This is a genomic window from Cognatishimia maritima, assembly GCF_900129685.1.
GTDB classification, from domain to species: domain Bacteria; phylum Pseudomonadota; class Alphaproteobacteria; order Rhodobacterales; family Rhodobacteraceae; genus Cognatishimia; species Cognatishimia maritima.
Genome location: NZ_FQWM01000008.1, coordinates 29,501 through 46,837 on the forward strand (window position 1 = coordinate 29,501; position 17,337 = coordinate 46,837).

General features: G+C 56.0%; 20 protein-coding genes. 10 read left to right on the forward strand and 10 right to left on the reverse strand.

The window, feature by feature from the left end:
• Nucleotides 1–15 precede the first annotated feature (15 nt).
• Entirely contained in the window at nt 16–1,041 is a 1,026-nt protein-coding gene (locus tag BUA39_RS14505) for an AbrB family transcriptional regulator (RefSeq protein ID WP_072794045.1), read from the reverse strand.
• 183 nt (nt 1,042–1,224) lie between these two features.
• Between BUA39_RS14505 and BUA39_RS14510 the strand changes: the two genes are divergently transcribed.
• From BUA39_RS14510 to BUA39_RS14520, 3 genes are read left to right on the forward strand one after another with little or no spacing between them, the layout of a single operon-like run.
• The gene (locus BUA39_RS14510) at nt 1,225–1,608 is read left to right on the forward strand and encodes an NADH:ubiquinone oxidoreductase subunit NDUFA12 (protein ID WP_072793941.1); all 384 of its coding nucleotides are present in this window, start codon (nt 1,225–1,227) and stop codon (nt 1,606–1,608) included.
• Between the two features lie 17 nt (nt 1,609–1,625).
• On the forward strand, nt 1,626–2,072 hold the full coding sequence (gene mlaD, locus BUA39_RS14515; RefSeq protein ID WP_072793942.1) for an outer membrane lipid asymmetry maintenance protein MlaD: 447 nt from the start codon (nt 1,626–1,628) through the stop codon (nt 2,070–2,072).
• Nucleotides 2,069–2,533 carry a DUF2155 domain-containing protein gene (locus BUA39_RS14520; protein WP_084605015.1) on the forward strand — a complete coding sequence of 155 codons (465 nt, stop codon included), beginning with the start codon at nt 2,069–2,071 and terminating at the stop codon, nt 2,531–2,533. Before mlaD ends, BUA39_RS14520 begins: the two co-directional genes overlap by 4 nt.
• On the opposite strand, the gene aat is transcribed toward BUA39_RS14520, so the two are convergent.
• The 4 genes from aat to BUA39_RS14540 all read right to left on the reverse strand — a co-directional run bounded on the left by aat (nt 2,479) and on the right by BUA39_RS14540 (nt 5,674).
• Entirely contained in the window at nt 2,479–3,096 is a 618-nt protein-coding gene (gene aat, locus BUA39_RS14525; RefSeq protein ID WP_072793943.1) for a leucyl/phenylalanyl-tRNA--protein transferase, read from the reverse strand. The two genes, BUA39_RS14520 and aat, sit on opposite strands and share 55 nt — an antisense overlap.
• 42 nt (nt 3,097–3,138) lie before the next feature.
• Nucleotides 3,139–4,485: an acetyl-CoA carboxylase biotin carboxylase subunit gene (gene accC / locus BUA39_RS14530; protein WP_072793944.1), complete on the reverse strand. Its 1,347-nt coding sequence runs from the start codon at nt 4,483–4,485 to the stop codon at nt 3,139–3,141.
• A 9-nt stretch (nt 4,486–4,494) separates the two neighbouring features.
• Nucleotides 4,495–4,992 (reverse strand): acetyl-CoA carboxylase biotin carboxyl carrier protein, encoded by a 498-nt coding sequence (gene accB / locus BUA39_RS14535; RefSeq protein ID WP_072793945.1) that lies wholly within the window; start codon nt 4,990–4,992, stop codon nt 4,495–4,497.
• 145 nt (nt 4,993–5,137) lie between these two features.
• Complete coding sequence (locus BUA39_RS14540; RefSeq protein WP_072794047.1) at nt 5,138–5,674, reverse strand: LuxR C-terminal-related transcriptional regulator; 537 nt, start codon at nt 5,672–5,674, stop codon at nt 5,138–5,140.
• A 136-nt stretch (nt 5,675–5,810) separates the two neighbouring features.
• On the opposite strand from BUA39_RS14540, the gene BUA39_RS14545 reads away from it, so the two are divergent.
• A complete protein-coding gene (locus tag BUA39_RS14545) occupies nt 5,811–6,416 on the forward strand; it encodes a M23 family metallopeptidase (protein ID WP_072793946.1) in 606 nt (201 codons plus the stop codon).
• A gap of 64 nt (nt 6,417–6,480) precedes the next feature.
• Here BUA39_RS14545 and BUA39_RS14550 read toward each other — a convergent pair whose 3' ends face one another.
• A complete protein-coding gene (locus BUA39_RS14550) occupies nt 6,481–7,107 on the reverse strand; it encodes a CoA transferase subunit B (protein ID WP_072793947.1) in 627 nt (208 codons plus the stop codon).
• A 2-nt stretch (nt 7,108–7,109) separates the two neighbouring features.
• A complete protein-coding gene (locus BUA39_RS14555; protein ID WP_072793948.1) occupies nt 7,110–7,814 on the reverse strand; it encodes a CoA transferase subunit A in 705 nt (234 codons plus the stop codon).
• Nucleotides 7,815–7,993: 179 nt separating this feature from the next.
• Between BUA39_RS14555 and BUA39_RS14560 the strand changes: the two genes are divergently transcribed.
• Nucleotides 7,994–8,539 (forward strand): RNA polymerase sigma factor, encoded by a 546-nt coding sequence (locus BUA39_RS14560; RefSeq protein ID WP_072793949.1) that lies wholly within the window; start codon nt 7,994–7,996, stop codon nt 8,537–8,539.
• Entirely contained in the window at nt 8,529–8,900 is a 372-nt protein-coding gene (locus BUA39_RS14565) for a DUF6768 family protein (protein ID WP_072793950.1), read from the forward strand. Before BUA39_RS14560 ends, BUA39_RS14565 begins: the two co-directional genes overlap by 11 nt.
• Nucleotides 8,901–8,931: 31 nt before the next feature.
• Here BUA39_RS14565 and topA read toward each other — a convergent pair whose 3' ends face one another.
• From topA to tldD, 3 genes are all read right to left on the reverse strand, one after another.
• Nucleotides 8,932–11,601 (reverse strand): type I DNA topoisomerase, encoded by a 2,670-nt coding sequence (gene topA, locus BUA39_RS14570; protein WP_072793951.1) that lies wholly within the window; start codon nt 11,599–11,601, stop codon nt 8,932–8,934.
• A gap of 154 nt (nt 11,602–11,755) precedes the next feature.
• The gene (gene dprA / locus BUA39_RS14575; RefSeq protein WP_072793952.1) at nt 11,756–12,949 is read right to left on the reverse strand and encodes a DNA-processing protein DprA; all 1,194 of its coding nucleotides are present in this window, start codon (nt 12,947–12,949) and stop codon (nt 11,756–11,758) included.
• A 63-nt stretch (nt 12,950–13,012) separates the two neighbouring features.
• A complete protein-coding gene (gene tldD, locus BUA39_RS14580) occupies nt 13,013–14,431 on the reverse strand; it encodes a metalloprotease TldD (protein ID WP_072793953.1) in 1,419 nt (472 codons plus the stop codon).
• Nucleotides 14,432–14,644: 213 nt separating this feature from the next.
• Between tldD and coxB the strand changes: the two genes are divergently transcribed.
• From coxB to BUA39_RS14595, 4 genes are all read left to right on the forward strand, one after another.
• Nucleotides 14,645–15,556, forward strand: coding sequence for a cytochrome c oxidase subunit II (gene coxB / locus BUA39_RS14585; protein WP_072793954.1), 912 nt, complete (start codon nt 14,645–14,647; stop codon nt 15,554–15,556).
• A 77-nt stretch (nt 15,557–15,633) separates the two neighbouring features.
• Nucleotides 15,634–16,572 (forward strand): heme o synthase, encoded by a 939-nt coding sequence (cyoE, locus tag BUA39_RS14590; protein ID WP_072794048.1) that lies wholly within the window; start codon nt 15,634–15,636, stop codon nt 16,570–16,572.
• 2 nt (nt 16,573–16,574) lie between these two features.
• Nucleotides 16,575–16,745 carry a hypothetical protein gene (locus tag BUA39_RS16850; protein WP_165610533.1) on the forward strand — a complete coding sequence of 57 codons (171 nt, stop codon included), beginning with the start codon at nt 16,575–16,577 and terminating at the stop codon, nt 16,743–16,745.
• Nucleotides 16,738–17,334, forward strand: a complete 597-nt coding sequence (locus tag BUA39_RS14595; protein WP_072793955.1) for a cytochrome c oxidase assembly protein — start codon at nt 16,738–16,740, stop codon at nt 17,332–17,334. Before BUA39_RS16850 ends, BUA39_RS14595 begins: the two co-directional genes overlap by 8 nt.
• Nucleotides 17,335–17,337 lie beyond the last annotated feature (3 nt).

Below are 17,337 nucleotides of genomic sequence, written 5' to 3' on the forward strand. Positions count from 1 at the left end.
TGCCGATGGAATATGTTAGCGCCTAAAGATGCGGAACAGCACGGGGGCGAAGCTGACAATAATTACGATTCTCAGAATATGGTGCAGCACGACGTAAGTGAGGTCTCCGCCTGCAATAATCGCGAGTACAACCATCTCGGACTGCCCGCCTGGCAAAAAAGCGAGAAAGGCATCCAAGCCGGGTGCGAGACCCAAATGAATGATGACTTCGATAAAAAGCGCGGACAGTGCGGCCAACTGCAACCCATTGACCAGTCCCGCCAGAACATAGCGACGGAATTCTTTCAGCGTCAGGCCGACATATTTTACGCCGACACCAATCGCGATGAAGAATTGGCTGGCCCAAATCAATTCTGCAGGCGGTCGCTGAGTAATGACGCCGCATAGACTCAGGACCGTCGCTAGAATCAAGGGTCCGATGATGGTCGCTCCAAGCAGTTTCAATTTCACGCCGAGCCACCAGCCGCCCAGCCCAGCAAACACCATCCATGCCATCTGCAGCGCTGGCGTCTCCCTTGCTGCAATACCTGGGCGCGCCAATAGATCGACATCCCAAAACAATGAGATCACAATCGGCGCGAGGCCAATGATCAGCAACACACGCGTTGCATGGATCAGGCTGAGCGCCCGCAGATTGCCGCCCGCGGCTTCGCCAAAGATCAGCAGATCCTGTAGTCCGCCGGGCATTGCACCGTAGTAAGCTGTCACTTTGTCGAGCTTAAATGCCCATCGCAAAAGCGGGTACGATGTGACGGCGACAAGGGCTATAAAAAGCGGCACCATGACCAGTGACAGTGCCATGCGTGGTGCCTCTGTCAGGACATCTGGAGTAATGGAAGCACCAATCGCGACACCAAGCACAGTGCGGAAGCCAAAGTTCAACGGCTTGTTCATTCGAAGGTCGACGCCCAACAAGGCCACTGCAAGACAGATCGCAAGCGGGCCCATCAAGAACGGGAGCGGCAACCCAATCAACCACCACAGCACGGCGCCGATAGCGCCGAGCGAATAGGTTTTCAGCTGAATCCATTGGGTTTGCATGTGTGTTCTTTCTGTCTTCTGACTGTCTGAAAACGCCGCAAAAAGAAAGCGCAAATCGTCTTTGCTTTTTGCCGGTCGCAGAATGCCCTGCGATACGCGATGCTTCGCCGCTTCACATTCGTACCGAGGCTGGACCTTTGCAAATGAATGGGGCATAGAGAAACGGAATTCGCGGAGGCACACATGGGCATTCTCAACTCTCTTTTGCGCGCAGTCACTTGGTGGAACGGGCAGACTTTGAACACGCAGTTCTTCACCTGGCGGAAGGGCGAAAAAGTCGGCGAGGATGATCAGGGCAACAGCTATTACCGCAATGCGGACGACAGCAAGCGCTGGGTGATTTACAACGGCGAAGCTGAGGCAAGCCGCGTTGGGCCTGATTGGCACGGCTGGTTGCATCGTACCTACGATGAAGTCCCTTCGGAAAAGCCGTTGAAGCACAAAGCGTGGGAAAAACCGCACCAAGAAAACCTGACTGGCACCGCTTTGGCCTATGCGCCCGCTGGGTCGATCCGGGCTGGCGCGCCGGTCGAGCGGTCTGACTACGAAGCTTGGCAGCCAGAATAACAGCATAGGTTTTCATCATGGCAGCGCAGAACACAGAAGTGGCAGTTGGTGGTCTTGTCCTTGCGGCCGCTTTGGGCTTTGGCATCTATATGGGCCAAGTTGCCGGGTTTGCTGACCGGTCTTCGGGCTATGATCTGACAGCTTCTTTCCGCTCTATCGAGGGCGTGACCGTTGGCACCGACGTGCGACTGGCCGGGGTTAAGATTGGCACTGTCACAGATATCGCGTTGAACCCAGAAACCTTCCGCGCCGACGCGCGGTTCACGGTGCAGGACGAAGTCTTGCTGCCGGATGACACGGCGGTTGTGATTTCCTCCGAGGGTCTCTTGGGTGGTAATTTTGTTGAAATTCTGCCCGGTGGCTCGCCCTTCAATTTGGAAGATGGCGGAGAGATCATCGACACACAAGGCGCGGTTAGCCTGATCTCTCTCTTGCTTAAATTTGTCTCTGGTAGTGGCGAATGAAGTGGCTTGCGGGCATTGCACTTTGCTTTTGCTGTGCGAATGTCAGCGCGCAAGAGATCATCATTGAAGAGTTGAATGGTTTGGAAGATGGGATTTCCCTGTCCCAAAGCCCGATCTTTGAAGATGTGGTTGAAGAAGTCACAGCAGTACCGGGCACCGGTGCGGTTTTGCGCGGGCTGGATAAACTCAGCGGCCATGTCGAAGACTTTGAACTGCAAAACGGCTTTAGTGTGGGCTTTGGCCAGCTTCGGATTGATCTCGCCGAATGTCGTCACCCGGATGATAATGCAACGGGTGAGGCCTATGCCTTCTTGACGATTTTTGATGGCCCTGCGGTGGGTGAGCCCGCGTTTCAGGGGTGGATGATTGCCTCATCTCCGGCGCTGAACGCGATGGATCATGCGCGCTATGATATTTGGGTTCTGCGTTGCACAACCGCGCCGGAAGAAGGCAGCGAATAAGCGTAGATGTCAGCGCTTTGCCCCAAGGCGGTCTCAAGCAACGCGTGGTAGGCTTGGCGCGAAATTTCCACACCGCCGAGTGATTTCAAATGCGGTGTTAGGAACTGCGTATCAAAAAGAGTGAACCCGCATTGATCAAGATGCGTCGTCAGGTATGCGAGCGCGATCTTGCTGGCGTCTGTCTGACGCGAGAACATGCTTTCCCCAAAAAACGCACTTCCCAGAACGACACCGTAAACGCCGCCGATCAAGTCACCGTCTGGGGTCCAGACTTCTAGAGAATGCGCCTGAGCATTGCGATGCAATGCGTTGTAAAGGCGATGTATTTCGTCGTTGATCCAGGTGTCTTCTCTGTCGGCACAACCATCCAAGACACCAGCAAAATCATTGTCCAATGTCACGGCGAAGCCGCCGCGAGAGATACGGCGCGCAAGGCTGCGAGAGATGTGGAAAGCATCAAGCGGCAGGATGCCGCGGCGTTTTGGGTCGACCCAGAAAATCTCTGGATCGTCCCGATGTTCTGACATGGGAAAAACACCCATTGCGTAGGCGCGCATCAACATTTGAGGCGTGATCTGCCCCACGTTATTGCGCGCCGTTAGGCATCACGCGTAGGTGGCCTCAAGCCATTTTTCCAGCCAGTGAATATTGTATTCACCTGTCTGGATGGCTTCTTCTGCCAACAGCTGATGGAACAGCGGCACGGTGGTGTCGATGCCGTCAATGATCAACTCACCCAAGGCGCGGTTCAGGCGCGCCAAGGCCTCTGGCCGGTCGCGTCCGTGCACGATCAGCTTGCCAATCAAGCTGTCGTAGTAAGGCGGGATGGAATAGCCATCATACAACGCCGAATCCATCCGTACGCCCAGCCCACCCGGCGCATGGAACTGCGTGATTTTGCCGGGGCAAGGGGAGAAGTTCGGCAGACGCTCTGCATTCAGGCGTACCTCAATGGAGTGGCCGTTGATTTGCAGATCGTCCTGTGTGAAGGACATGTCCAGACCTTCGGCCACACGAATCTGTTCGCGCACCAGATCAACGCCGAAAATGGATTCCGTCACCGGGTGTTCCACCTGCAGACGCGTGTTCATCTCGATGAAATAGAACTCACCATTTTCATAAAGGAATTCGATGGTGCCCGCGCCAATATAGTTGATCTTGGCAACCGCATCCGCACAGATCTTACCGATCTTGGCGCGCTCTTCCGGCGTAATGCAGGGGCCGGGGGCCTCTTCGAAAACCTTCTGGTGGCGGCGCTGGAGAGAACAATCACGTTCCCCGAGGTGCACCGCCTTGCCCTTGCCATCACCAAAGACCTGAATCTCGATGTGACGCGGTGTGGTCAGGTATTTCTCGATATAGACTTCGTCGTTGCCAAAGGCGGCTTTGCCTTCTGCACGTGCGGTGCGGAAAGCGGATTCCATATCCTTGGCGGTCTTGGCAACCTTCATGCCACGGCCACCGCCACCGGCAGTCGCCTTGATAATCACCGGATAGCCGATCTCTTCGCCAATCTTCTTGGCGGTTTCAAGATCGGGCACGCCGCCGTCAGAGCCGGGAACGCAGGGCACACCAAGGTCTTTCATTGTGTCCTTGGCGGTGATCTTATCGCCCATGACACGGATGTGTTCCGCCGTCGGGCCAATGAACGTCAGATCGTGGTCTTCGACGATCTGAACGAATTTGGCGTTTTCCGACAGAAAACCGTAGCCCGGATGAATTGCCTGTGCGCCTGTGACTTCGCAGGCGGCGATGATCGACGCCATGTTCAGGTAACTGTCCGTGCCCGGTGCCGGGCCGATACAGATGGCTTCGTCAGCCATCCGCACGTGCATCGCGTCGGAGTCAGCGGTGGAATGGACAGCAACGGATTTGATGCCCATTTCACGGCAGGCGCGGATCACGCGAAGCGCGATCTCCCCACGGTTGGCAATTAGGATTTTATCAAACATGTCAGCACCTTACTCGATGATGACCAAAGGTGCGCCATATTCAATCGTGGCCCCATCTTCGACCAGGATACGTTTCACTGTGCCAGCGCGAGGTGCCGGGATGTGGTTCATGGTTTTCATGGCTTCGACGATCATCAGCGTATCGCCTTCAGCCACGGATGCACCAACAGAGATAAACGCCGGCGCGCCAGGTTCTGCCTGCATATATACCGTGCCCACCATCGGAGAGGTCACCGCGCCCGGATGGCTCGCAGGATCTTCGTTTGCTGCGGCTGGTGCCGCTGGCGCAGCAGGTGTTGCCGGTGTTGCAGGCGCGGCTGGAACGGGGGCGGCCATCGGTGCCTGCATCGCAGCAACCACCTCTTTTTGGCGGCTGACACGCACGTTGATACTGTCGTCTTCGCCATATTCGCGCATGACTTCGATTTCAGTCAATTCGTTGGTTTGCAACAGTTCTGCCAAGGCCTGAATGAAGGCGACATCAGAGTCGGTGGGTTTTTTGCTCATGTTTGTCCTCTGCCGCGCATTTTGCGCGCTGTGTGTGTTTCCCCTATTGGCTGCTTATAGGCTATATTTTGTGCGAGGAAAAGCAGCCCATCGCTGCCTTTGGAAAGGAAATGAGACCACCGCGCACCCATCTCGGAAGGTCTTGTCAAAGAGGCATGCCAGAGAGTTTTGCGACCAATTCTGCAAGCTTTCGTGCGCCGAATTTCTTAAGCAGCCGCGCGCGGTACTCTTCAACCGTGCGATAGCTGATTTTCAGGTCCAGCCCGATCTCTTTGGATGTCATACCACGGCAGGTTAGGATCGCGATTTCGCGCTCTCTTTGGGTCAGGCTGACGACGGGGCGCTCATCGGAAAGATCGGCAAAGGTCCAGACTCCGCAATGAAATGGGTTCTCTGGCGTCAGGGATTTGCCCCGCACGCGACACCAGAACAGCGTGCCATCCTTGCGGCGCATGATACGTTCATCGGTATATGTTCCTTGCGCCTCAAGTGCTTCGCGGACCTTTGCACCAATGGATTCGTAATCTTCGAGCGAGGCGTAAAAATCAGCGATGCTTGCGCCACGGCATTCGTCGATAGTTTTCCCGAACATGGCTGCAAACGCGTCATTCGGCGACCGAACGATGCGGTTTTCCAAAAGGCAAATGCCAATCGGTGCATGCTGAAAGGCGAGATCGGATATCGACATAGTCCATGAATGCCCGGCAACGCGGCAAATGCCAAGCCTAGCTATGCAGATTTTGGCAGCTTCGTGATTGACCATTGACCAGCACAAAAAATGACGTGAGGGTCTTGCCCGACATAAACCGGGGATAGAAATGCGTCGAACCCTATTGATTTGTCTGGCAGCGCTGACGTTAGGTGGTTGCCTTTCCGAAGAAAAAGCCACTGGACAGGCGGCGGGGTATGGCCGGTCTTACCCGGAATCTGTCGTTCTTGAGATGCCGACAAACGCGCCCTCGATCACGCAGCAGTTCCGTCGGATTGAAGATAATGAGCATTATGGGATCGATATTCACGCCCCCATCGGCACGCCTGTTTTGGCGGCTGCGGGCGGTGAAGTCATCAAATCTTTCTTCGGACCGGCCTATGGCAATCAGATCGAAATCCTGCATCCGGCGGACTCATCCGGGAAAACGTCGCGCACGCGGTATGTACACCTGCAGACGCGTATGGTTGATGTCGGCACACAGGTCGCGCGCGGCGAACAGATTGCGACTCTGGGCGTGACAGGATTTCTGTCCAGCGGCTTTCCACATCTGCATTTTGAAACGCTTTATCGGGGCACCAGCATTATTCACAGCGCAAGCGATGCGAACCTGTACTGGGCCGACGGCAAAGGAAAGATCACTTGCTATGATCCGAAATATGATCAGCTTGAGACAGAGACGTTCTTGCTGACCTATCCGGTGCGCTGCCAATAAATATCTGACAAAAAAGAAAAAACCCGGCACAAGGGCCGGGTTCTTCGTTTGAATGTCGTTGCCATCAATTGACGATGGTCGCCTCAGTCGCGGCGCGCAGTTCCTCTTCGGTGACACCTTCGGCCACTTCGACGATCTTCAAACCACCTTCGACCACATCCATCACGCCAAGATTGGTGATGATGCGATCGACAACGCCCTTACCAGTCAGAGGCAGAGTGCATTCTTTCAGCAGTTTGGATTCGCCGTGCTTGTTGGCGTGGTCCATCACAACGATCACGCGGCCCACACCGGCCACCAGATCCATCGCGCCGCCCATGCCTTTGACCAGCTTGCCGGGGATCATCCAGTTTGCAAGGTCGCCGTTTTCGGCCACTTCCATCGCGCCCAGAATCGCCGCAGCGATCTTACCGCCACGGATCATCGCAAAGGACGTCGCGCTGTCAAAATATGCGGTGCGACGCAGTTCGGTGATGGTCTGTTTGCCTGCGTTGATCAGATCAGGGTCTTCATCGCCTTCAAACGGGAAGGGGCCCATGCCCAGCATGCCGTTTTCAGATTGCAGCGTGATGTCTTTGTCACCCACATAGTTCGCCACCAGCGTCGGAATACCGATGCCGAGGTTTACATACATGCCGTCCTCAAGTTCCTGAGCGGCACGTTCAGCCATTTGGTTACGATCCCAAGCCATGATTATGCCTCCTCGCGCTTGCGGGTGGTGCGCTGTTCGATGCGCTTTTCGTGCTCACCCTGAACGATGCGGTGAACGTAGATGCCCGGCAGGTGAATTGCGTCGGGGTCCAGAGAGCCTGCTGGCACGATTTCCTCGACCTCAAGGACACAGACTTTGCCACAGGTCGCAGCTGGCACGTTGAAATTGCGCGCAGTCTTACGGAAGATCGCGTTACCGGTTTCGTCTGCTTTCCAAGCTTTCACAATGGCGAGGTCTGCAAAGATGCCTTCTTCGAGAATATAGTCCTTGCCGTTCCAGGATTTCACGTCCTTACCTTCGGCGATCACGGTACCAACGCCGGTCTGGGTGTAGAAGCCAGGAATACCCGCACCACCTGCGCGCATACGCTCTGCCAATGTGCCCTGTGGGTTAAATTCCAGCTCCAGCTCACCTGACAGGTACTGACGCATGAATTCCGCGTTTTCGCCCACGTAAGACGACATCATCTTTTTGACCTGTTTGGTCTGCAACAGAATGCCGATCCCGAAGTCATCCACACCCGCGTTGTTGGACGCGAAGGTCAAATCTTTTGTGCCCGCGTCTTTAATGGCCTGCAGCAAAAGCTCTGGAATACCGCAGAGACCAAAACCACCAGACGCGATCAGCATGCCGTCATGCAGAAGGCCGTCTAGCGCTTCGTTTGCATTTGCATAGACTTTTTGCATCGTCCTCTCCCTAAGAAATTCTCTGACGCTAGGTAGGGGGCAGGGGTGTGCTAAGTCAACTCAGCGCGTGTGCGCCCTGTAGTTCTACGGTCAGTGGTGCGGCGTAGAAAATTGCGCTACGACGTGAACCTTTTCGCCTGCCACCTGCACTATACTGTGCAAACACAGGTGAACGAGGCATGGTCAACAAAGAGCGCGCATATGAGGAGTTTCTGGTCGCCAGCGCGCGTTTGAATGACGCAGAGGCGATGGCCGCTTTGGTACAACTGCGCGGGCCGCGGCTGTTGGTGCATGCGACGCGGCTGCTGGGAAATCGCGACGAAGCGCAGGATGCTGTTCAGGACGCTTGGATCGAAATATTCCGTGCGCTCAGGCAGTTGCGCAGTGATGCCGCCTTCGCAGCATGGGCGACTCGCATCGTGACCCGCCGTTGCGCGCGGATCATCGCGGGCAATCAACGCACCCGCGCCATCGCGCGGGAACTGGCCCCCCTGACCGAAACAGCAGCGACGGAAAACTCCGATGACGTGCAACTTGTTCAAGAGGCGATTGCCAGCCTGCCACCCCAGCAAGCTGCGACGGTCGCGCTCTTTTACCTCGAAGACATGAGCCTTGCCGAAGTGGCAGTGGCGCTGGACGTGCCGGTTGGCACGGTAAAATCAAGGCTTTCGCTCGCGCGAGAGCGGTTGAAAGCGCATTTGAAAGGAGCGTTTGATGACCAATAATGACGACTTGGAAAAGATGATCAAAGCAGCCCTCACAGGTCAGGACAGGGAGATTCTTGAGGGAACAGAAGAGCTTGGCTGGTTTGCCTTGGGGCTCAAACAGTTCTCAGGAAAGCTCGGTTGGGTCACTTGGGTGTTGATGGTAGTGCAAACCACCATGTTCATCGCTGGCGCCTATTTCGGGATCAAGTTCCTGAATGCATCAGAGCTTTTGCCAGCTGTGAAAAACGGAATTGGATCAGCTGTACTCTTGCTTATGGCGACCCAGATCAAAATGAGCCTGATGCCACAAATGCAGGCAGATCGCGTGATCCGAGAGGTGAAGCGATTGCAGCTTTTGATCGCAAGTCACGGGACCTAAAAGAAAAGGCCGGGTCAGCCCGGCCTTTTCATTACTTCGCAGCGGTCTTCTTTTTCGCTGCAGTTTTCTTTTTGGCCGGTGCCTTCTTTTTCTTCACACCTTTCGCCGCCGCCTTTTCGTTCACCAATTCAATGGCCTTTTCGACGGTCAGATCTTTGGGATCGATCTCTTTCGGCAGTGTCGCGTTGACCTTTTCCCATTTCACATAAGGCCCATAGCGGCCTTCCATGATGCTCATCGCGCCCCCATCGGGGTGGTCTCCCATCTCGCGCAGGGCCTTAGCGGCTGCGCCGCGTCCGCGACCTGGATTGGCGCGTTTTTCCGCCAGCAACTCCACCGCGTGGTTCATGCCGACTTCAAACATTTCCATGTAGTTCTTGAGGCTGACGTAAACGGGTTTCTCGTCACCCGGCAGCTTATGCATGATGTAGGGCCCAAAGCGGCCAAGGTTCGCGCTGATCCGGCCCCCCTCTGGGTGATCGCCGATATTGCGCGGCAGCGAGAGCAGTTGCACCGCCTGTTCCAGGGTTGTCTGATCCTTGGGCCAGCCACCATGACGGGGCAGCGGGAGGGACGAGCGTTTCGGTTTTTTGTTTTCCGGCGTGACCTCACCGCGCTGAACATAAGCGCCATAGCGCCCGTCTTTCAGCCAGATTTCATCGCCTTCGTCGCTGCCCAACAATTTGTCATCACCTTCAGAGCCAGCGATGGTGCGGGTGTAGTTACATTCGGGGTAGTTGCCGCAACCGACAAATCCGCCGGTACGCGAAGTTTTCAAGTGCAACTGCCCGGTGCCGCATTTTGGGCAGATACGCGGGTCTGTGCCATCTTCGCGGGGCGGGTAAAGCTGTGGCGCAAGCGCAGTGTCCAGAATTGTCAAAACTTCGGCCACGCGCAGATCGCTGGTTTCCGCAATCGCGGCAGAGAAGTCGCGCCAGAAATCATTCAGCACCTGCTTGTAGTCAAGGTCGCCAGCAGACACGTCATCAAGGCTGTTTTCCAACTCTGCTGTGAATTCATAGCCCACATATTTGCGGAAGAAATTCATCAAAAAGATCGTAACAATCCGACCTTTCTCTTCGGGGAACAGGCGGTTCTGTTCCTTGCGGACATATTCGCGATCTTGGATCGTGGTGATCACCGACGCGTAGGTCGACGGGCGACCGATGCCCAGTTCTTCCATCCGTTTGACCAGCGTCGCCTCGGTGTAGCGTGGAGGTGGCTGGGTGTGGTGCTGCAGGGCCAAAACGCCTGCGTTCTCAGATAGGATCGCCTTCGCGTCGCGCAGCATACCTTGATCAATTACGTTCTCTTGGCCTGTCGCCTTGGCGAATTGATCCATGAGGCCCGTCGCGGCAAAGCTGATCGCCTCTCCTTGCATGATCTGGGGCAGGCGGTTGCCATCTTCGTCATCATCGTCGCGGGCAACATCATCGCGGCCTTCTTCGTAGACGCGCATGAAGCCGTCAAACAGCACCACTTGACCGTTTGCACGCAGCACGACTTGGCCGTCCTGGCTGGCGATATCAACCGTTGTGCGTTCCAACCGTGCGCCTTCCATTTGGCAGGCGAGGGTCCGTTTCCAGATCAGATCATAAAGTTTGCGCTGATCGTCTTCGGACACCTTCAACTGGCTGGCATCACGGGTCATTTCCGTCGGGCGGATACACTCGTGTGCCTCTTGTGCGTTCTTGGCTTTGTTTTTGTAGATGCGCGGCTGGGCCGGCACGTATTCCGCGCCATAGCGGTCTTTGATCGCGTCGCGCGCCGCAGTTACAGCCTCGGGTGCCATGTCGATGCCGTCGGTCCGCATGTAGGTGATATACCCCGCCTCATAGAGGCGCTGCGCCGCGTTCATACATTGCCGCGCGCCCATGCCGAATTTCCGGCTGGCTTCCTGCTGCAAAGTGGATGTCATAAAGGGTGCAGAAGGATTGCGGTTGGCGGGCTTTGCCTCAACCGATTTCACTGAAAGATTACGAGAGGTTACCGCCTGAACTGCAAGTTCCGCGGCGGTGCTGTCTTTCAGCGACATCTTATCAAGCTTGTCGCCGCCCAGAACCGTCAGGCGGGCCTCAAAATCCTTGCCGCGCGGAGTCTGCAGCAGGGCTTTCACGGACCAATATTCCTGCGCGTTGAAGGCTTCGATCTCCATCTCGCGTTCAACGATCAGGCGCAGACAGACAGATTGCACACGTCCCGCAGAACGTGCGCCGGGCAGCTTGCGCCACAGAACCGGGGAAAGTTTGAACCCCACCAAATAGTCCAAAGCGCGGCGGGCCAGATATGCCTCGACCAGCGGCTCATCCACCTGACGCGGATTTTTCATGGCTTCGGTCACGGCGGACTTGGTGATCGCATTGAAAACAACGCGAGACACAGGCGTGTCTTTTTTAATGGCACGACGTTTGCGCAGCGCTTCTTCGAGGTGCCAAGAAATGGCTTCTCCTTCGCGATCAGGGTCGGTCGCGAGGATCAATGCGTTGTCGTCTTTCAAAGCGTCGGCGATGGCTTTGACGTGGGGTCGAGATTTTGTGTCGACCTCCCACGTCATGGCAAAATCGTTTTCCGTATCCACTGATCCATCTTTGGACGGTAGGTCTCGGATATGGCCGTAAGAGGCCAGCACAGTGTAGTCAGGTCCCAAGTATTTATTGATGGTTTTGGCCTTCGCCGGGGACTCTACAACAACAACTGGCATACAATTTCCTCTCGACTCAATTCGGTCGGCCTTATGGCGGGCAAAGATGTGGGGCGAAAGAGGGGAATGTCAATGATTAGGAAAAACTGCACTGCGATACGGGGTGGCGCGGCTGCATTCTTCATCAAAGTTATTGCGAGAGCCCGTAGGGCTGTTATCGACGGCTTAGCATTCCGCCCGCCGACCGAGAAATTTGCCCCGCCAGTTCCAGATCGACCAAGGCAGCGGTCATTTGATGCGCTGGGATGCGCAAATCGCGAATCAAACGGTCTTCGTCAGTTGGGGCGTCGGCGATCCGCTCTAAGATCAGGGTTTGTGTGTTTGATGTATCCTGCCCAGCAGCGGCTTTTTTGCGGATTGGTTTGACAGGCGGCGGCTCCATTGCGGCTTCTGAGACAGGGCCGGTGGGTTGCAGATTGAATGATTGTTGTGTCTGGGCCGCGTCGCTGTCTGAAAGGGGTGCAAGTGCATCCAAGATATCCTTCGCACAGCGCACTAGGGTGGCCCCGTCGCGGATCAAAAGATTGCAGCCAGAGGCACGGGCATCAATTGGGTGACCGGGCACGGCAAAGACCTCTCGTCCCTGATCCAATGCGTCGCGCGCAGTCAGCATAGAGCCTGACTTCACTGCCGCTTCAACAACTACCACAGCACGCGCAAGGCCTGATATGATCCGGTTACGGGCCGGGAAATGGCGGGATCGTGGGGGCATGCCCATCGGTTGTTCTGACAAGATCACGCCGCAGTCGGCGATTTGCGCGGCCAGCGCGTTGTTTTCAGCCGGGTAGGTGACATCGACGCCGCCCGCAAAGACGGCAATTGTCCCGGTTTTTAGGGCTGCTTGATGCGCTGCCGTGTCCACGCCGCGTGCCAACCCGCTGACCACCACATGTCCTGCGCTGCCTAAGCCAACCGCCAAGTCGCGTGACATCCGCATGCCGAGTGATGACGCATTGCGCGCGCCAACAAGCGCTATCTGAGGTTTGGACAAAAGTTTAAGGTTTCCTTTTGCCCAAAGCAGGGGCGGCGGGTCTGCAAGATCATAAAGCGGTTTGGGAAAGTTGGGTGCGCCATAGAACAGGGGCTTTGCCCCAGCTCGCAGCGCATTGGTCATTTCTGTTTGCGCGTCACTTGCAGTGCAAGGCTGATAGTCCTTCACGCCTGCCTCTGCCGCGATCTGGGGCAAAGCAGCAAAGGCCGCAGCGATTGACCCGTGTTCGCTTAGCAGCCGAAAGAACGTCGTTGGCCCCACCCGACGCGACCGCAATAGGCGGAGCCACAACAGCTTGTCCTCGTCCGACTTGGGCGCAAGTTGGGGGTGGTCCGTCGAAAAAGGAATGTCCGTCATAGGTGGCTCCGCCAGAGTGCAGAGCCACTATGGGTCGCGTTGGTTAATGGGCCGTAAAGGACGTTAGGTTGCCGACCCACCCACGGTCAGACCACCCATCAAAACAGTAGGTTGCCCCACGCCCACTGGCACCCATTGTCCTGCTTTGCCGCAGTTGCCCATGCCCGGATCAAGCGCCATGTCATTGCCCAAGGCTTTGATCTGCATCATCGCAGTGGCACCGTCTCCGATCAGAGTCGCGCCTTTGACCGGCGCGCCAACCTTGCCGTTTTTCACGTGATAGGCCTCGGTGCAGGAAAAGACGAATTTACCGTTGGTGATGTCGACCTGACCGCCGCCAAAGCCGACCGCATAGATGCCATCTTTCAAAGACGCGACCAGATCGGCCGGATCACTGTCGCCACCCGCCATATAGGTATTGGTCATGCGCGGCATAGGGGCGTGGGCATAGCTTTGACGCCGTCCGTTTCCTGTCGGCGTGACACCCATCAGGCGGGCGTTCTGGCGGTCTTGCATATAGCCTTTCAAAATTCCGTCCTCGATCAGGACGTTTTTGCCAGACGGCGTGCCTTCATCATCCACCGTCAAAGACCCGCGACGGTCGGGGATGGTGCCATCATCGACCACCGTCACCCCTTTTGAGGCGACCTGCTCGCCGACGCGGCCAGAGAAATTCGAACTGCCTTTGCGATTGAAATCGCCTTCCAAGCCATGACCGACGGCCTCATGCAGCAAAATGCCGGGCCAGCCGGGGCCAAGCACCACTTCCATCTGACCGGCGGGGGCAGGGATGGCGTCGAGGTTGACGGTCGCAACCCGCAGCGCTTCGCGCGCTTTGGCTTGCCAGTCTTTCGGGTCAATCAAACCGTCAAGGCCTAGACGCCCGCCACCGCCAGCGCTGCCACTTTCACGGCGACCGTCTTTTTCGACAATCACCGACACGTTCAGGCGTGTCATCGGACGTGTGTCCATAATCCGAGTGCCATCCGGACGCAGGATCACCAGCTCTTGGATCGAAGCCGCCATCGAGGCACTGACTTGCACAACCCGCGAATCCAAATCGCGCACAAAAGCATCGATTTCGCGTAGGGTTTCGATTTTGACAGGGAAGGGCGCGCCTGCAATCGGGTCTTCGTCGGTGTAAAGCTTGCGATTGGTGCGCTGCGGGCTGTCGGCATATAAACCGCCGCCATCGCCGACCGCCAGCCGCGCTGTTGCCACGGCGCGTTTCAATGCGGCCTCGGAGATTTCGCTGGAATGGGCATAGCCTGCGACTTCGCCGTTGACCGCGCGAAGGCCGAATCCTTCGGAGGCGTCGTAGCTGGCTGTCTTGATGCGGCCATCGTCAAACACCAACCCCTCAGAGCGGCGTCGTTCCAAAAAGATTTCGCCGTCCTCAGCACCTGCGGTGGCTTCACGCAGCAATTTAAGGGCTGTCCCCTCATCCAGAGTTGTTTCAAATGGGTCGAATTTGCTCTGCATGGGGCGCTCCTGCCTTGGAATTCTCAATCTGGGCCCGACAAAAATCGGGAGGAATTTTGATATAAATCAAAAAAGCGTCTGTTTGACGCAAGCATATTCCTTTATCTGCGCCTCAGAATATGGTTCATAGCACCGACAAAACAACGGGATTCCGTTTTCATTGCGGAATCTCCCCGCAGATACGACCAAATACGCAACCGATCAGGGTGACACATGCGAATTCTTTCGACCCTCATGGGCCTCTGGGCAGCTTTCTCCGCTCTACCCGCCATCGCTCAGGATGCTGAGCATCTCGGCAAGCCAACCGACAAAGGACTGGGCTTTCAGCCGGCAGTCACCGAATTGTCTCGTGATATTCAATCACTGGACAGCATGATCAACGTCATCATCTTTGCCATCGTTGCATTTGTGGCGATTTTGCTGGTGATCTGCATGGTGCGCTTTAACCAGCGCGCAAACCCGACCCCTGCAAAATTCACACACCACACCCCGATCGAGATCATCTGGACCGTTGGTCCGATCCTTGTTCTGGTGTTCATCGGTGCCTTCTCTCTGCCTGTTCTGTTCAAACAACAGGAAATCCCAGAGGGCGAGCTTTACATCAAAGTGACCGGCCACCAGTGGTATTGGACATACGAATACCCAGAACAGGAACTGGAATTTGACAGCTATATGCTGGGCCACCCTGCGACCTTGGGCGAAGGCGATGACGATATCGAAGCGTTCAAGCTGAACGATGCGATGCGCGCAAAGCTGGTTGAAGCGGGCTATGAGGAAGACGAATTCCTGCTGGCAACCGACACCCGCGTGATTGTTCCAATCGATACTGTGGTTGTTATGGGCGTCACCGCAGATGACGTGATCCACTCTTGGACGATCCCAGCCTTTGGCGTGAAACAGGACGCGGTTCCTGGCCGTCTGGCACAGCTGTGGTTCAAAGCTGAAAAAGAAGGCGTGTACTTCGGTCAATGTTCTGAACTTTGCGGCAAAGATCACGCCTATATGCCGATCACTGTTGAAGTTGTGAGCAAAGAAGCCTTTGCAGCCTGGGTTCAGTCCGCACAGGACGAACTGGCTGTAAACGGCACGGTTGCAGCAACTTTCCAAGTGGCATCTGCCAACTAAATAGTGACCGGGCGCGTCAGCCGCGCCCGATCTGACCCGCGCGGAAGGGCCTCCCTTCCACCTGAACAGGACACATGATGAGCGACGCCAGCATTCATTCACAAGTGCCAGAGAACGAGGCCTCTTTTGGGGATTACTTCGCTCTTTTGAAGCCGCGTGTGATGTCTTTGGTGGTGTTCACTGCCATGGTGGGCCTTTTGGCTGCCCCGGGCGGCGTGCACCCGTTCATCGCGTTTTGCGCGATCCTGTTCATTGCCATCGGCGGCGGCGCCTCTGGTGCGCTGAACATGTGGTATGACTCTGACATTGATCAGGTCATGTCCCGCACCAAGTCCCGCCCGATCCCCTCCGGTAAGGTGACCCGCGAAGAAGCTTTTGCGATTGGAATGACGCTTTCAGTGATGTCTGTCGTGATGCTGGGCCTTGCGACCAACTGGTTCGCGGCAGGGCTGCTGGCCTTTACGATTTTCTTCTATGTGGTGATCTACACCATGTGGCTAAAGCGCTGGACACCGCAGAACATCGTGATCGGTGGCGCAGCAGGGGCTTTCCCTCCGATGGTGGGCTGGGCGGCTGTCACGGGCGGCGTGTCTGTCGAAAGCGTTTTGATGTTCACGCTGATCTTCATGTGGACACCCCCGCATTTCTGGGCGCTGTGCCTGTTTATGAAATCTGACTACAAGGATGCGGGCGTGCCTATGCTGCACGTGACCCACGGCCGCGCCGTGACGCGCAACCACATTCTTGTCTACACGCTGCTTTTGGCTGCGATTGCTGTCAGCATGGCTTTCACCTCTATTGGTGGTTGGATCTACCTGACCGTGGCCGTGGTGATGAACGCGATCTTTGTGGCAGGCGCGGTTTCAATCTGGCGTCGCTCTGACGCGCAATGCGAAGCGGACAACCATAAGCGCGAGAAAAGCTTCTTCGGATTCTCACTGCTGTATCTCTTCCTGCATTTCGGCGCGATCCTCGCCGAAGTTGCGCTTGCCCCCTACGGACTGGGAGGCTGGTAAAGATGAACTTTCCTGAACAGCACGAACTGCACAAACGTCGTTTTGGCCGCAACCTTGGGGTTGCGCTCGCCCTGGCCGCATTTGTTGTTTTGCTCTTGGGTTTGACGGTCGTCAAAGTCACCCGCGGTGATTTTGAACCGGCGTCGGTTCAGCAGGGGGCGACGAATGGATAAGAACGCAAAAACCGTTCTGCAATTGGCAAGTGTCGTCGTCGTGATGGGCGGCTTGGCCTATGCCTCTGTGCCGTTTTACGACTGGTTCTGCCGCGTCACCGGGTTTGGCGGTGTGACGCAAGAAGCGGACGCCGGATCGGACGTCATTTTGGACAAGACCATCAAGGTCAAGTTTGACGCTTCTAAGGACAAAGACATGATGTGGGAATTCAAACCGCATCAATTGGAAATGGAAGTCAAGATCGGCGAAACCGGTCTGGCGTTCTACGAGGCCTATAACCCAACCAACCGTCCAATTGCCGGGCAGGCGAGCTATAACGTCGCCCCCTATGAGGCTGGTGGGTTCTTTTCGAAAATTGACTGCTTCTGTTTTACAGAGCAGGTGCTGATGCCGGGTGAGCGGGTTGATATGCCTGTCACCTTCTTTGTTGATCCCGAGATCGTTGAGGACCGAGACGCGAAATTCGTCAAGGAAATCACCTTGAGCTATACGTTCTATGAAATCGATCTCCCCGAAGACACAGCGGCCTTGACCCAACAGGGACTGGCTGTAGAAACAGAAACTAAAGAAACCTCCAACGAGGGATAATTC

What these genes read in the sequence shown, in the direction of transcription:
- accB (WP_072793945.1), bottom strand. Translation starts at nt 4,992, where the DNA reads ATGAGCAAAAAACCCACCGACTCTGATGTCGCCTTCATTCAGGCCTTG.
- BUA39_RS14545 (WP_072793946.1), top strand. Translation starts at nt 5,811, where the DNA reads ATGCGTCGAACCCTATTGATTTGTCTGGCAGCGCTGACGTTAGGTGGT.
- coxB (WP_072793954.1), top strand. Translation starts at nt 14,645, where the DNA reads ATGCGAATTCTTTCGACCCTCATGGGCCTCTGGGCAGCTTTCTCCGCT.
- cyoE (WP_072794048.1), top strand. Translation starts at nt 15,634, where the DNA reads ATGAGCGACGCCAGCATTCATTCACAAGTGCCAGAGAACGAGGCCTCT.
- dprA (WP_072793952.1), bottom strand. Translation starts at nt 12,949, where the DNA reads ATGACGGACATTCCTTTTTCGACGGACCACCCCCAACTTGCGCCCAAG.
- aat (WP_072793943.1), bottom strand. Translation starts at nt 3,096, where the DNA reads ATGTTGATGCGCGCCTACGCAATGGGTGTTTTTCCCATGTCAGAACAT.
- BUA39_RS14560 (WP_072793949.1), top strand. Translation starts at nt 7,994, where the DNA reads ATGGTCAACAAAGAGCGCGCATATGAGGAGTTTCTGGTCGCCAGCGCG.
- BUA39_RS14565 (WP_072793950.1), top strand. Translation starts at nt 8,529, where the DNA reads ATGACCAATAATGACGACTTGGAAAAGATGATCAAAGCAGCCCTCACA.
- BUA39_RS14520 (WP_084605015.1), top strand. Translation starts at nt 2,069, where the DNA reads ATGAAGTGGCTTGCGGGCATTGCACTTTGCTTTTGCTGTGCGAATGTC.
- BUA39_RS14510 (WP_072793941.1), top strand. Translation starts at nt 1,225, where the DNA reads ATGGGCATTCTCAACTCTCTTTTGCGCGCAGTCACTTGGTGGAACGGG.
- BUA39_RS14555 (WP_072793948.1), bottom strand. Translation starts at nt 7,814, where the DNA reads ATGCAAAAAGTCTATGCAAATGCAAACGAAGCGCTAGACGGCCTTCTG.
- BUA39_RS14595 (WP_072793955.1), top strand. Translation starts at nt 16,738, where the DNA reads ATGGATAAGAACGCAAAAACCGTTCTGCAATTGGCAAGTGTCGTCGTC.
- BUA39_RS14505 (WP_072794045.1), bottom strand. Translation starts at nt 1,041, where the DNA reads ATGCAAACCCAATGGATTCAGCTGAAAACCTATTCGCTCGGCGCTATC.
- BUA39_RS14550 (WP_072793947.1), bottom strand. Translation starts at nt 7,107, where the DNA reads ATGGCTTGGGATCGTAACCAAATGGCTGAACGTGCCGCTCAGGAACTT.
- accC (WP_072793944.1), bottom strand. Translation starts at nt 4,485, where the DNA reads ATGTTTGATAAAATCCTAATTGCCAACCGTGGGGAGATCGCGCTTCGC.
- mlaD (WP_072793942.1), top strand. Translation starts at nt 1,626, where the DNA reads ATGGCAGCGCAGAACACAGAAGTGGCAGTTGGTGGTCTTGTCCTTGCG.
- topA (WP_072793951.1), bottom strand. Translation starts at nt 11,601, where the DNA reads ATGCCAGTTGTTGTTGTAGAGTCCCCGGCGAAGGCCAAAACCATCAAT.
- BUA39_RS16850 (WP_165610533.1), top strand. Translation starts at nt 16,575, where the DNA reads ATGAACTTTCCTGAACAGCACGAACTGCACAAACGTCGTTTTGGCCGC.
- tldD (WP_072793953.1), bottom strand. Translation starts at nt 14,431, where the DNA reads ATGCAGAGCAAATTCGACCCATTTGAAACAACTCTGGATGAGGGGACA.